At 52.4% G+C, this 14,455-nt stretch carries 12 protein-coding genes; 6 read left to right on the top strand and 6 right to left on the bottom strand.

Features of this window, described 5'->3' with window-relative positions:
• The first annotated feature begins 128 nt into the window (after positions 1 to 128).
• The 3 genes from BLV85_RS05625 (at position 129) to BLV85_RS05615 (ending at position 4,957) form a co-directional block, all read left to right on the top strand.
• Positions 129 to 1,238, top strand: a complete 1,110-nt coding sequence (locus tag BLV85_RS05625) for an AOC03_06830 family ribosome hibernation factor (RefSeq protein ID WP_090413113.1) — start codon at positions 129 to 131, stop codon at positions 1,236 to 1,238.
• Positions 1,239 to 1,664: 426 nt separating this feature from the next.
• A complete protein-coding gene (gene ovoA, locus BLV85_RS05620; protein ID WP_090413110.1) occupies positions 1,665 to 3,782 on the top strand; it encodes a 5-histidylcysteine sulfoxide synthase in 2,118 nt (705 codons plus the stop codon).
• Positions 3,779 to 4,957, top strand: a complete 1,179-nt coding sequence (locus BLV85_RS05615; protein WP_090413107.1) for a MalY/PatB family protein — start codon at positions 3,779 to 3,781, stop codon at positions 4,955 to 4,957. The genes ovoA and BLV85_RS05615 overlap by 4 nt, the downstream gene beginning before the upstream one ends.
• Positions 4,958 to 5,052: 95 nt before the next feature.
• On the opposite strand, the gene BLV85_RS05610 is transcribed toward BLV85_RS05615, so the two are convergent.
• Entirely contained in the window at positions 5,053 to 5,445 is a 393-nt protein-coding gene (locus BLV85_RS05610) for a hypothetical protein (RefSeq protein ID WP_090413102.1), read from the bottom strand.
• A 462-nt stretch (positions 5,446 to 5,907) separates the two neighbouring features.
• On the opposite strand from BLV85_RS05610, the gene BLV85_RS05605 reads away from it, so the two are divergent.
• The gene (locus BLV85_RS05605; protein WP_090413126.1) at positions 5,908 to 7,905 is read left to right on the top strand and encodes a monovalent cation:proton antiporter family protein; all 1,998 of its coding nucleotides are present in this window, start codon (positions 5,908 to 5,910) and stop codon (positions 7,903 to 7,905) included.
• 4 nt (positions 7,906 to 7,909) lie between these two features.
• Here BLV85_RS05605 and BLV85_RS05600 read toward each other — a convergent pair whose 3' ends face one another.
• The 5 genes from BLV85_RS05600 to cutA form a co-directional block, all read right to left on the bottom strand.
• Complete coding sequence (locus BLV85_RS05600) at positions 7,910 to 8,257, bottom strand: P-II family nitrogen regulator (RefSeq protein ID WP_090413100.1); 348 nt, start codon at positions 8,255 to 8,257, stop codon at positions 7,910 to 7,912.
• Between the two features lie 96 nt (positions 8,258 to 8,353).
• Positions 8,354 to 9,904: an MraY family glycosyltransferase gene (locus BLV85_RS05595; RefSeq protein WP_090413097.1), complete on the bottom strand. Its 1,551-nt coding sequence runs from the start codon at positions 9,902 to 9,904 to the stop codon at positions 8,354 to 8,356.
• A gap of 491 nt (positions 9,905 to 10,395) precedes the next feature.
• Positions 10,396 to 10,941 carry a TlpA family protein disulfide reductase gene (locus BLV85_RS05590; RefSeq protein WP_090413095.1) on the bottom strand — a complete coding sequence of 182 codons (546 nt, stop codon included), beginning with the start codon at positions 10,939 to 10,941 and terminating at the stop codon, positions 10,396 to 10,398.
• Between the two features lie 110 nt (positions 10,942 to 11,051).
• Entirely contained in the window at positions 11,052 to 12,983 is a 1,932-nt protein-coding gene (gene dsbD, locus BLV85_RS05585) for a protein-disulfide reductase DsbD (protein ID WP_090413092.1), read from the bottom strand.
• A gap of 12 nt (positions 12,984 to 12,995) precedes the next feature.
• On the bottom strand, positions 12,996 to 13,313 hold the full coding sequence (gene cutA, locus BLV85_RS05580) for a divalent-cation tolerance protein CutA (RefSeq protein WP_090413089.1): 318 nt from the start codon (positions 13,311 to 13,313) through the stop codon (positions 12,996 to 12,998).
• A gap of 115 nt (positions 13,314 to 13,428) precedes the next feature.
• Between cutA and BLV85_RS05575 the strand changes: the two genes are divergently transcribed.
• Positions 13,429 to 13,620 carry a hypothetical protein gene (locus BLV85_RS05575; RefSeq protein ID WP_090413086.1) on the top strand — a complete coding sequence of 64 codons (192 nt, stop codon included), beginning with the start codon at positions 13,429 to 13,431 and terminating at the stop codon, positions 13,618 to 13,620.
• Between the two features lie 135 nt (positions 13,621 to 13,755).
• Positions 13,756 to 14,439: a TIGR04211 family SH3 domain-containing protein gene (locus BLV85_RS05570; protein ID WP_090413083.1), complete on the top strand. Its 684-nt coding sequence runs from the start codon at positions 13,756 to 13,758 to the stop codon at positions 14,437 to 14,439.
• Positions 14,440 to 14,455: the final 16 nt, after the last annotated feature.

Genomic DNA, 14,455 nt, shown 5'->3' with positions numbered 1-14,455 from the left:
TTCTGCTTCCGAGGCGCTTTCCCTGCTCTTCGCTGGGAAACTGCCTGATTTTATGTTGCAGAATGACTGAGAGAAAGAATACGCTGAATAGTTACGAATAATCCAGATAATATAGATAGAGGATCTCCATGAATTTAAAATCGCTCCTGAATCAGCTTGGCCAGCGCAAGAATAGTCCGGCAATCAGCATCTTGCTGCCGACGCATCGTACTTTTCCAGACAACAGGCAAGACCTCATTACACTCAAGAATCTTATCAAGGAAACCGAGGAGCGGCTCCAGACTCACCTGGATAAACGTGAAGTCAAAGCAATTATCGACGCCATCAACGCAGAGGTGGATGGGCTAGACCATAACTATAATCTTGATAGTCTGGGTATTTTTGCCGATTGTGAAGAAGTGACGCTCATGCATTTCCCATTCACGGTCAAGCAGCGCGTCATTATTGATGACACATTCGCCATCCGCGATTTGGTAAGGGAAATCAACAGCTCGATCAATTACTACATACTGGTTATTTCACGGGCAACGGTACGTTTGATAGAGGCCTTCGACGATCGGTTGGTTGCAGAATTCGATCCTCAGACTGCGTTGCGGGCGGGCAGTTTTCCGATCGACAACACCCTGCTCTTTGCGCCGCATGGCCTTGATCGTGCCGAGATGCCCAATGACGCTGGTAATCTCAAGCAATTCTTCAATCGTGTAGATAAAAGCCTGCAGGAAGTTCAGAATCATCCCGAGCGCACGCGTTTGCCGGTCATTGTGGTCGGTGACGTCCGTAACCTGGCTTTCTTTAAGGAGGCCTGCGACCGGCCGGGCGATATTGTCGGAGAAATCGATAATGTACCCGAGCTAAAGGCACCTGCAGAAAAAATCATAGCGGATGTGCAGAGCGCAGCGGCTGACTATCGCAGGCGCAGAGCCGAAATCGCATTGCAGCATATCGCGCAGGCGCGTAGCGCACATCAATTACTCACTGATCTTTCCACCATGTATCGTGCCATTGACGAGGGCAACGCATTCCGTTTGTTTGTGCGCACCGGTTATGTGCAGCCAGGCCTCGTCGATCTTGCGCAAAAAACGATCACACCGCAGGATGACCCGGCCGCGCCAGGTGTCACCGATGATGTGGTGGATGTATTGATCGAACAGGTGCTTCAGAAAGGTGGAGAGGTCTATTTCCTATCGGCTGAACAATTGGGCGATGAAAAACCACTCAGCCTTCAGACGCGATACTGACGCATACGTAGACAGCCTCCTAGCGCAAGCACACAGATTTTCGTTGTTACCGATGAAAAGTGTCGAGTGATACTTTTCATCGGCATGCACTTTGCCGATACAGCACCACTTTCAAACATGTGCCTGATTTTGTAAATCTCAATCGATTGCTGTTTGAGATAACGGTAGCCAAAATGATCCGCACACACAACGTTATCGCTGTTATGGCGAGGTCAGACGGGCTGCGGCCATCCAGATATGTTTTTCGGTAACCCTGTTTCGCCATAATGGCTGTGGTATTGAAGGGGCGGACCTGAAGCAGGCATTTCCAAATAGCTTCTAAAAATAAGAATTGCTGTAACGCCTCCCGCTGCCCATGACCCAGGCGGCGGGAGGCGTTATAATCTCTAGTTTTGAAAAGTGCAAGAGCATTGCCTCAAGTGACCTATGTCTCCCAAAAATGATCTTTTTCAACGCACGCCGCTGCTGGATGGTGAATCTATCGACACCACACGCGAGGTGTTGCGCGCCTATTTTCACACTACCCTGGATCGCTATGAGCAGCTGTTTGAGACTTTGCGCAGCCAGGAAGCCTACTACGTTAAACCCATCATATTGCGTCATCCTCTAATTTTCTATTTGGGGCATACAGCAACTTTCTTCACCAATAAGCTGGTGTTGGCCGGATTGTTCGCCGAGCGCATCAATCCCAAACTGGAGTCAATGTTTGCAGTAGGTGTCGATGAAATGAGCTGGGATGATCTGGATACGACCCACTACGATTGGCCAACTGTCGAAGAGGTCATGGCTTATCGTCGTACCATGCGCGCCCGGGTCGACCAGCTAATCACCACCATGCCGTTGAAACTGCCGGTCTCGTGGGACAGTCCATGGTGGGCCATTGTCATGGGGGTGGAGCATGAACGCATTCATTTGGAAACATCGTCCGTTCTTATCCGGCAGCATAACCCCGCTTATGTACAGCCCCATCCGGCCTGGCAACCTTGCCGCACCAGCGGGAGCGCGCCGGAGAATCAAATGGTTGGGGTGCAGGCCGGGAAGGTGAAGATCGGCAAGAGCAAGAACGATCCTTATTATGGGTGGGATAACGAGTATGGCCACCATGAGGCAGAGATACCTGCTTTTCAGGCTAGCCGCTATTTGGTGAGTAATCAGGAATTCCTGGCATTTGTCGAGGCGAAAGGCTATGAATCAGATGCATGCTGGGAAGAGGAAGGGCTGGCCTGGAAGCAGCATACGCAAGTGACTTGCCCGACCTTCTGGGTACGAAAGGGGGCACAGTGGTGGTTGCGTCTGATGACGGAAGAGGTGCCCATGCCCTGGGATTGGCCGGTAGAGGTCAACTATCACGAAGCCAAGGCCTTTTGCAACTGGAAGGCCAGGGCAACCGGGCAGCCGGTGCGCCTGCCGACGGAAGATGAATGGTATCGGCTGTATGATGTTGCCGGCCTGAGCGAAGTGCTTGCCGACACGCCGGCGGAAGGTAATATTCATCTCGATTACTATGCCTCCAGCTGTCCGGTCAATGAATTTCAACAGGGGGATTTTTTTGACATTGTGGGAAATGTCTGGCAGTGGACGGAAACGCCCACTTATCCTTTCGCCGGTTTCGACGTGCATCCACTTTACGATGACTTTACCACGCCCACTTTTGACGATCGGCATAATCTCATCAAAGGCGGATCATGGATTGCCTGTGGCAACGAATCCCTGAAATCGGCGCGTTATGCTTTCCGGCGGCATTTCTTCCAGCATGCCGGATTTCGTTATGTGATATCCGATGCGCCCGCCACTTTGGCCAGTTCGCATTATGAGACCGACAAACTGCTGTCGGAGTATGCGGAATTCCACTATGGAGACAACTATTACGATGTCCCCAACTTCCCGGCGGCCCTGGCCAAGCTCGCAATCAGCGCCATGGGCGGCCGGCCGGCGCACAAGGCGCTCGATCTGGGGTGTGCTTCCGGCCGCGCCACCTTTGAACTGGCCCGACATTTCGAGCATGTCACCGGCGTGGATTTCTCGGCGCGCTTCATCAACCAGGGCGTCCAGCTGGCCCAGCATGGCGTATTACGTTATACACTGACAGATGAAGGCGAGCTGGTCTTTTATCGAGAGCGCTCACTGGCCAATCTGGGACTGGAAAATGCCAAGCACAAGGTTGAATTCTTCCAGGGTGACGCCTGCAATCTCAAGCCGATTCTGACCGGTTATGATTTGATACTGGCGGCCAATCTGATTGATCGTTTGTATGATCCCAGCAAGTTTCTGAGCATGATTCACGAACGACTCAATTCGGGTGGGTTGCTGTTGATTGCTTCGCCGTATACTTGGCTGGAAGAACATACCAAGCGGGAAAACTGGGTGGGTGGTTTCAAGCGGGATGGTGAAAGCTTCGGCACACTCGACGGGCTCAAGGAAATTCTGGGCAAACATTTCAGATTGATTCAGGGGCCATTGGAAGTTCCGTTCGTGATTCGTGAAACCCGCCGCAAATTCCAGCATACCTTATCGGAAGCGACCATCTGGGAGAAAATCGATTGAGTGATGACTTCGATCGCGAGATCGACCGGTCAGGCACATCGAGCACAAAATATGATGGCCGCTCGATGATGTTCGGTCATGCAGAGGTGATGCCGATGTGGGTGGCGGATATGGATTTTGCCGCGCCTGCTGCAGTGACTGCAGCATTGGCCGCGCGTGCAGCCCACCCGATCTATGGCTACACGCTGTTTCCGGACAGTTTATACGCTGCCCTGATCGACTGGCTGAAAGTGCGCCATGGCTGGCAGGTCGAGCGGGATTGGATTGTTTTATGTCCGGGTGTGGTGCCCTCGCTCAATACCGCTATTCTCGCGCTTACCCAGCCAGCCGAGCCTGTCATCATTCAACCGCCCGTGTATTTCCCGTTTTTTTCTGCTGTGACAAAAACGGGCAGACAGCTCAATGCCAGTCCATTGCGGTTCGAGCAACATCGCTATCGCATGGATTTCGAGGACTTGGCCAAACAAGCCGAGACGGCGCGCATGTTGTTGTTTTGCTCGCCGCACAATCCTGTCGGCAGAGTCTGGCAGCGGTCGGAGCTGGAGCAGCTGCTGGCTATTGCCAATCAGCATGAGCTGATTGTGGTGTCGGACGAAATTCATGCCGACTTGGTCTATCCGGAGAGCAAACATCATATATTGGCCAGCCTGGCTGACTGCCCCGAACAGATTATTACTGCGGTCGCCCCGAGCAAGACCTTCAATATTCCAGGTCTCAATCTGTCCGCATTAATCGTACCCAATGCCAAGTACCGGGCGGCAATCAGCGAGTATCTGGACATGATCCATGTCAGTGCCGCCAATCCTTTTAGCATCGCCGCGTTCGAGGCCGCATACCGTCACGGCGGCGCGTGGCTGGACGCGTTGATGGCCTATCTCGCTGAAACGCGCGATTTCATTCGAGAATACCTGGCCGAACACCTTCCCAAAATTCGGCTGATCTCTCCCGAAGGCACTTATCTGGTCTGGCTGGATTGCCGGCCGTTGAGTTTGAGCGACGCTATGCTGGCACAGTTTTTCGTATCACAGGCTGGAATCGGCCTGAGCCCTGGAATTCTATTTGGCAAGGAAGGCAGCGGTTTCATGCGCATGAACATCGGCACACCCCGGCATCGGGTCAGGCATGCATTGGAAAAAATCCGACAGGCTGTTGAGCGGAAAGATCAGCAATCCTGACGAGTCGTATTAATGCCGCCCAGCTGGCGCTGTCAGCAGGATATTGAGTCCCACAGCATGCTGAATAGTGCCAGTATACTGTGGGACTCAATATCCTATAGCCTGTTCAGGAACAGCTTGACGGTGGACATGTCCCATGGGCTGATATCCTCGTCTCTGATCAGGTCGGGGAATTTTTTGGCGGGAATGTCACATGCCTCATCGTCGCCGATCAATAACACGCGCATTTGTCCATCATAGGCGCAACGCAATTCCCATAGTTGGCCATCGGCCCGAATCGTATTGGCTGTAATGATCCCGATTGCACCGTCACAACCGCTTACGACCTCCTGGCATTCAGCTTTCCATGCGCTTTCCCATGATTTCTTTTGCGGCATGAAGACACATTCCCATTGCTCATTGATTTTCTTGATTTCGTCGATCAGTTGATCCTTGAGTTCGGCATCCTTGAGTGGAAAACTGATAAAAACCCGGTTGGTTGAAGCCACGGTGATATCCTCCCTGTAATGATTGTAATCAAGAGATATTAACCTTTATCCCTACTTTGCCTGTCAATCGGCAAAAAAATATAGCACCCCCTCCAAGCGAACGTCAATCCATACGCGTCGTCCGGAATTCTTCTGGCGACTCGATGAGGCAGGCTAAAGCGGCTGGTGGACATGAGGTATGCGCTCCCGATTCTTCGGTTGGCCGACTATTGATGGTCCCCATATTGTGATCAAGGGCATAAGTGGTTATCTTCATGTTCACTCGGCTGGTATCCACGCCATGGACCGGTTGGTTTGCTTTTCAAAGCTTGGGGCAGCATTTGCAATGGCCTGAAATGGAGCGGTGATTGCGCGCATCGCTGTGGTATCTTGTTCTGCACAGCTTTGGAACCCTATATTTCAGTGCATTTAGCTGACCCAGGATCATCGAATGCCGTCAAAATCAAAGAAAAGATATATGCAATGCTAGATGAAACACTGATGCAATTGTTGCTCTTGTTGAGTGCAACCGTCGCGGCCGTGCTGGGTTTCCATAAATTGCACATCCCTCCCAGCCTGGCCTATTTATTGGTGGGCGTTTTGCTGGGCCCCCACACGGCCGGGCCAGTGATCGATAACGGTTATATTGGGCTGATCGCCGAATTTGGTATCGTGTTCCTGCTGTTCACGATAGGCCTCAGTTTTTCTCTGGCGCATATCTATTCCTTGAGGCATATGATACTGGGATTGGGTTCTGCGCAAGTCGCGTTCACAACCATCATTGTTGCAGCGGGGCTGTGGTTGCTGGATACCGATGCCCGGGTCGCATTCGTGATCGGAGCCGTATTTGCACAATCTTCAACGACTATCATTGCCAAGCAACTGAGCGAGGTGGGGGAGGAGCATGCCCGCCACGGCAGGCTGGGGATTGCATTATCGGTATTTCAGGATATTACGGCCGTGCCGTTCGTGATCATCATTCCCGTTCTGGGGATCGCGGCCTCCGATGCGGTTATCGGCGCGCTTGGCTGGGCACTGATCAAGGCGATATTGGCGATAGCCATCATGGTCATCTGCGGCCGGTACTTGCTCAAGCCTTTGTTTCACCAGGTCGCCCAGAAGCGCTCGGCGGAATTGTTTACGCTGACGGTTTTGTTTGTCTGCATTCTGTCTGCCTGGATTACCAAGAGTTTTGGCTTGTCGATGGCATTTGGCGCATTCCTGGCAGGCATGATGCTCGCTGAAACCGAGTTTAGGCATCAGGTCGAGGCCACCATCCGCCCGTTCCGCGATGTCTTGCTGGGGCTCTTTTTCATCAGTATCGGCATGTTGATGGATCCAGGCGTGTTGCCACAAATCTGGCCGCAGGCACTTGCGGGAGCAGTGGCGCTGCTGCTGATCAAGTTGCTGCTGGTCACAACGATTGTCCGACTGGCGCGAATCGATTGGAACACCGCATTGCGAGTCGGTCTGATACTGGCGGTTGGCGGTGAATTCGGTTTTGCCTTGCTGGCAATTGCCATCGGTTCGGAAGTGATCGCCCAGCAATTTGCCCAGATAGCACTTACCTCGGTACTGATTTCCATGGTCATCGCACCATTCATGATACGTTATAACCGGCTGCTGGCTGCAGAAATAATGCCGCTTCCGGCCGAAAAGAAACGGGAGGAAGCAGGGGAGGGGGATTCGATCCATTCCCATGGTGCCAGCAACCATGTCGTAATTTGTGGCTTTGGTCGAATTGGCCAACTTGTCAGCCGCTGTCTGGAAGCGGAAAACATTCCGTATATCGCGCTGGATATGGATGCTTCGCGGGTGCGTGAAGCGCGCTTGGCTGGTTATCCGGTCTATTATGCCGACTCAGCCGAGATGAGCGTGCTGGAAGCTGTGAATATTGCAGCGGCGCGTTTGCTGCTGATCAGTCATGATGATACGACCGCAGCGCTGAAAACACTGGAAAATGTCAAACATCTCAAGGCTGATTTGACCGTGCTGGTGAGAACGCGCGATGAATCACATCTTGCCGAACTCAAAGCAGCGGGTGCTACCGAAGTGATTCCCGAAACACTGGAAGCAGGCATGATGCTGATTTCTCATGCGCTACTCGCGCTCAAAAAACCGCTTGACACAGTCGCCCAGTATATTCAGGAACAGCGAATGAATCGCTATCAGATGTTGCGCGAGTTGCTCAGCGGTAGTGGGACAGCCTTTGACCAGCCTGAGGAAAGGCTGGCAGACAGGCTATATCCCATCTCGCTTGATGACAAGAGCCCGGCAGTTGGCCGCAGGCTGGCCGATCTGACCATCAATGCGGACAATCTGGTAGTGACGGCCTTGGTTAGAGACGGTCAAAGAAAACTGTCGCCCTCCCTGGATACTGTGCTGCAAGCGAACGATGTGCTGGTATTGTTTGGTTCAGCGGATGGCCTGCAGCGTGCCGAGGTATTGTTGACAGGAATCAAACAACCGCCGATCGAGTGAAGGCCTAGTTCAATGGATGTTTCGCCTCTAGTTTTTTGATATGCTCGCTCAATCCGAGTGCTTTGTCTACGTCGAGCTGAATGGCGATACCAGTTCCCAGACTCTCGTCAAGATTGCCGGCTTCGGTGACGGCATTCAGCACATGGTCTGCACGCCGAGCCTCGGCCAGGATCATGATGACAGCACGCGGGTCGAGAATTTCAAGCCCGAATATCCCAATGACTTTTTCCAGTCCCTCGCCACGTGCATTGTTGATGATCGTGGCGCCGGTAGCGCCCACAGCGCGGGCGGCATCCATGACCTGTGCCGTTCTATCCTGGTCAACAAATACTATGATCAATTTAAAGTGCATAGAGAGCTCCCAATTATCTCGAGTGATCGAGTGATGCCCTTATTCTGACAGTATTTGCTTGCAAATGACATTTGCCAATTCCCGGTCATCAATGCCTTATTTTATGGGCGAGCTGCCAGAAGCAATTTTCGATGGCTTGTCCTCGCCTTGCCTGGATGTCGGCTGGTCAAACATCGCTTCAAAAATCAATAGCTTGTGCTCGCCACGTCGCCGTTCCGTTATGCCACCATTTTCCGCCGCAGCGCCGGGCTGAAACGTGTTTCGAGTGTCTTGCTTGCGGCGTTCAAAGAAGGGTCGTAATTGAATGCCGTACTGTTCTTTCATGCGCGCTTGCAAGGCGGCCGTAAATTTCTCGGTTTCCTTGTGCGGTGTGTTGTCGCCATCCAATAATCGTATGTTGACCACCACGGCATATTGAGTCAATTTCTTTCCATGCGGTGCTTGCTGTTCCATCACATGTACCAAGGAATTCTCATTGTGCCTGAGTTCTCCCGAAAGCATGCGAACCAGATTTTCTGCTTCCTGGGCCGTATGGCTGCCCAGGAAAAGGCCATAGCTTTTGGTCGGCGCCAGCCCCCAGAGCGCATGCAGATAACGTAGCGCCGTAATGAAATGCCATGGGCGCAGTGTCAGGTAAAAGTATCCGCAAAAAATACACACAAAGGCGAGCAGCATCAGGACTTCGGGGATGTCCATGTATAGACCGGCCAGGCCGATGCCACCGAGCAGCAGGTGGATGCAGGCGATGGTATAGACGGCGTCTCCCACTCGATAACCCGCGCTCAGCATGATGTGATGCAGGTGATTATGGTCAGGTTCGAATGGCGATTTTTGTTGCCTGATCCGGCGCAGCATGATGCTGATGGTATCCATGAGCGGGATGGAGAATAGCCACAGTGCCGTGACCGGTGTCATGGCACGGTCGATACCCTGCGATAGATCGATGAGCAGCCATGCGATCAGAAATCCAAGCAACATGCTGCCATTGTCCCCGAGAAAAACTTTGGCACGTGCTTGAAACGGGTGTCGAAGATTGAAGCATAAAAATGCGACAGTCCCGCCGCTGACGGCAATGATCAATGCTAAATTGGGTTGATCGCCGGCAATATAGGCCACGATGCCCAGCAGCACCAGGCTCATCAAAGTCACCGATCCGGATAGCCCATCGATGCCGTCAATCATGTTGAGTGCATTGATGCCGCCGATGGTGGCAAGCAGTGTAAACGGAATGGCGAACATGGCAAGCACAAATAATTCGCCAGCCAGCAGGTGTCCAAGATCGCTGATCACGACACCGCTTGCGAGCGTCATGATCAGTACGACAAGGGTTTGAACGATGAAGCGCAGCTTATAGGAGAGCTGGAAAATATCGTCAATGAACCCTGTGATGAAAATGATCATGGCGCCCAGCCCCAGCCCCAACCATTTCAAGGTATGTTCAGGAAAGTGGCTGGCCAGAAAAACCAGGGCTATCGAGAGGGCAACTAAAATACCTGTTCCGCCGACGAAAGGCGTGTGGGTTTCATGCTGTTTATGCTGGCCGGGGCGATCCAGAATGCCGTGCGCGAGTGCCAGTGAAATGGCGAACCGAACCGTGAACCCTGCCAGTAACGTACTGATTGCGAACAAAATGAGAGTATCTGTCATAGTTGAGAATATGAATTGAGAGAATGGAAACCCGAGGTTGACACGGATTGATTGCAGTATTGCCAGGATGATGCCGAATCAGCGTCACCTGTAATGACTCAAATGACGGTTTTGGATAGATAACGGCAACCATGGAAATTTCTGTACCCCTTATCGCTTTTATTTTTTGCTTGGACGGACTGTCCGGGGGGACGGGGGGCTTGCTAGCCAATTGAACCTGGGTACCTCAGTCGGCCACTATGACAGGGAGGTGACGTATTGAAGAAAGAAGAGAGAATAATGGGTTGTTGTGCTTCTGAGCTGTTTTCAGTTTCAGTGTGTGGTACAGGAAATGTACCCTGCGCCTGGCCACTGCACGCTGCCGCGGGTCCAGTTGAGAGGCCTGGATTGAAGTCAGGCGAAGTGTATGATTTTCTCCGTACAGTATCCGGCACCGATCGATGTGATCACCATCGATAGCAATGCCGGTTTGACTGCATAGAGCGCTTTCTTTACAGCATGGGTTTGATGATTGCCTCGATTTGCGATTTATTGATGCGCCCAAGTCGGGTGTGCACGATGGTGCCGCTGCGGTCGATTGTGGCCGTGTAGGGTAGGGCACCTTGAGGATTGCCCATGGCCTCAGCCAATGAGAAGGCTTCGATATCCCCGACCAACACAGGATAGTTGATGCCAAATTCTTCGCTGAATGCAGCCACTTTTTCCATATCATCAATGGCCACGCCGACGATTACCACGCCCTGATCCCGATAAGCGGTATAGGTCTCGATCAATTCGGGGATTTCATCGCGACAAGGCAGACACCATGTTGCCCAGAAATTGACGACCACGATTTTTCCCTGCCATTGCGCAGCGGATTGTAGTGTTCCATCTATGTCTGGCAGGGAAGCGGCGAAGAAATTATCGGCGCCCGCTTTTTTTTCGCTGCTGGTCAATGACATGGCATTGTCCATATGCCAGGACTTATAGGCAAAACCGGCGGCCAGCGAGAAAATCGCCACAACGATATAAAACGATAATTTATTTGATTTTGACATGCGCTATCCAGGGAAATAAGCCAGGTTGAATGAATAGTGGTTTTTTACAAGCGTAGGCGCCCACCGATGTGCCTTCCGCATGTAATCAGCCAAGCTGATGTGACTGACAATTACTGCAGAACTGCATCCAGTACCGTGATGAAATCTTCCTTGTTGAGGTAGCCGATGATTTTGATGTCGGGAATTTCACGCCCCTGCGGATCAATAAACAAAATTCCGGGCGGGCCAAACAGTTTGAAGCGTTTGAGCAGTGCCGCATCATCCGGGGTGCCGTCAGTGACATCTATTTGCACCAGCGCCACATTCTTCAATCTTGCCTGGACCTGTGGATCGCTAAAGGTGAAGCGCTCCATTTCCTTGCAGGAAACACACCAATCGGCATAAAAATCGATCATGAGGTAGCGGCCCTGGGATTGCTGGATGTATGCATCCAGTTCGGCGACCGTTTTGATCCGCTTGAAAGGGAGGCTTTCAGCGGTTGTGGCATCCAGTTCTGCCAGCTGTCCCGGGCTGGTGGTGGCAAGGTTGAATTTAGAGAGTGGCTGCAGCACGTCACGGCTGCCGGAAAGTACGCCGATCAGCAATGCAACCCCGGTCAGCAGGGCGATGACACCTACTCCCTTGAGAAACTTTCTGACGCCTGTCGCCTTCTCGGGTAGCGGATCGAGTGCATGCAGATAGATCGCGGAAATGATCAGCAACGCTGCCCATAGCAGCATATGGATGACCTCGTTGATAACGGGTGAGATCAGCCAGATTGCGACCGCCAGCAGCAGAACGCCAAAGAACTGCTGGATCGATTTCATCCACGAGCCCGATCTCGGCAGCAGTGCGCCTGCGGAGATGCCCAGCAACAGGAGCGGCACTCCCATGCCAAGTGCCATCACAAACAGGGCGGAACCACCCAGCATGACGTCGCCAGTCTGGCTGATGTAGAGCAGGGCGCCGGCTAGTGGCGCAGCCACACAAGGACTGACAATCAGTGCGGACAATGCCCCCATGCCAAATACGCTGGTGAGATGTCCACCCTTCAGATGCCCGGTTTCCTCGGCGATTTTGCTCTGGATGAAAGAAGGTAACTGAAGTTCATAGAAACCGAACATCGAGAAGGCGAGTGCAACGAAAATCAGGGCAAACGTGCCCAGCACCCAGGCGTTCTGCAGTGCAGCTGACAGCATTGCGCCGGACATGCCTGCGGCCGCGCCGGCAATGGCATAAGTAATGGCCATTCCAAGCACATAGGCAAGGGCCAGCGTAAACCCGCGCAGTTTGGATAAATGCTGCCCCTTGGTGGCGATAATCCCCGACAAAATCGGGAACATGGGGAACACGCAGGGTGTGAGCGCCAATAACAGGCCAATGCCGAAGAAACCGCTCAGTATCAGCCAGAAATTCCCGGTGGCGAACATGCGTTCGATTTTGTAGGATTCGGTTTCATATAGGGGCGCTTTGGCCGGGGTCTGGAATAATTCTGCTGCCGGGTCGGGGTCGGCTGCCGCAGCCTCTGCGCTGACGATGTCTGCCACTGCGTCGACCGTGGTTTTGAGCGCTGGCAACAACAGCTCATGCACCTTGTTGATCGGGGCATAGCAGACGCCGACCGGTTCATTGCAACCCTGATAGGTTGCGGACAGGGCAAGCTGACCGGGTGCGGCAGCTTCGCGCTGCAGTGAGATGATCGCCTGCAACGGCTGATAATAGACTTCTGTCTGGCCAAAGGTCAGGTCATCCTTCATTTTCCCGGGCGGAAGCGTGACCTTGCTGATCCGAATGCCCTCGCTTTTCGATTCGAATACGATTTTATCGCGATAGAGGTAATATTCCTTGGCGGGCGTCAAATGGGCAATCAATGTCGTTTCGTCGCGCACTTCAAGCGACAGTTTGAATGCTTCATCCGGCGGCAGGAGTTCCTGTTGCGCTTGTCCGAAGTTGGCGCCAAGTTTTTGTAAAATCGTCATCAAACCCGATGATTGACTTTCCTCGGCCATGACATGCGGGCTCGTGAGGCACGCCAACAGGAAAATTATTTTTATCCAATGCATCTGCTAACCTTGTTAAACATTTGTTTCATCGATTACCCATTGAAGATAGGCAGGCAAACCGTTACCGATAGGGACAGCCAGAATCTCGGGGAGTTCGTAGGGGTGCAGTGATTTGATCGCTTGCTCGACCGCCTCATAGTGCCGGGCTGCGGTCTTGATCAAGAGCGGAATCTCGCCGGCGGTTTCGATCTGGCCTTGCCATCGATAAAAAGAGGTACATTCTGGCAGGACATTGACACAGGCGGCAAGTCTGTCATTCAGCAGTTTTTCCGCCAATGCTTTTGCGCCGGAATGATCCGGAAAGTTAGTCAAGACAAGTATGACCTGCATCGATCGGTTGTTCCTTGGGTATCTATCGCCTTATCCTGGCAGCTTGAATTTCTATGATATTCTATTGTAAACGCAATTTCTCGTAACAGGACAAGATAATGAATCTATTTCTACGATGAAAAAACTGTTTTTGCTGCTTCAGGTGATCACCAGTATTTTCCCTATTGGCGTATTTTTTACCTATATTCTCATGGACGAGGGTAACCAGTTTACCTACGAGCACTACTTGGTTACGGCCATGAGCGCCTTTCCGTTTTTCATGGTGCTCTTGATAAAATATTTCTTATCGGGATTCGAAGATAAGTAGATTTCCCAGAATCCGACCATGGCCCTGTGGCGAAATCCGCATTGGCCACAGCAGCCTGCCTGAGCTTGAAGCTACGCTGATTTTTCCTGGGGCGGTTGCTTGCATATTCCGTTCCACGAGCCAAATGCATACAAAATGAAAAAATTACTGTTAGTTCTCCCGCTCGTTTTCATTGTTGAGGCGTGTTGGCTTCCATCGTTGACACAGGCCGAAACACGCTATGCCAGCGATCAGATCGAAGTGCTGCTGCGTACCGGGCCCAGTCACCAGCATGCAATCGTGCGCATGCTGAAAAGTGGTGCCGTGCTGGAAACTCTGGAGCATGACAAAGCGAAAGGCTATACCAGGGTGCGGGCAACAGGCGGTGCTGAAGGGTGGGTGCTGACCCGGCACCTGATGGCTGAACCTTCGGCCAGAGAACTGCTGGCACAATTGAGTGACCATTTTTCCAAATCCGAGAACAATCTGGACAGCCCAGCGGCTCAAGCCGATCTGATTCGGCGCGAGTACGAGGCGCTGGCACAGCAGACAGTCGCGCTGGGCAAGGACAACGAGCAAATGGCGCATGATTTGGCGAAAATCCGGCAAACGGCTGCCAACGCAGTCAATCTGGACAGTCAGAACCAGGAAATGCGCCAGCAAATAGTCGAGTTACAGCAACTGATAGGCCGGCTCGAGCAGGAAAATCAGCTGCTTGGCAACCAGGTCGAGCGTGAGTGGTTCTATGCCGGGGCATTGGTGCTGTTCATTGGCCTTTTGATGGGATTGATCATCCCCCGCATTCAATGGCGCAAGCGGTCGCGCTATAGCGATTTCTGAGTATTGCATAATATTT

Origin of the sequence: Nitrosomonas halophila (assembly GCF_900107165.1) — a bacterium.
GTDB classification, from domain to species: Bacteria; Pseudomonadota; Gammaproteobacteria; order Burkholderiales; family Nitrosomonadaceae; genus Nitrosomonas; species Nitrosomonas halophila.
The sequence above is the reverse complement of the archived record's forward strand: the minus strand, read 5'-3'. Positions and strand labels throughout refer to the sequence as shown.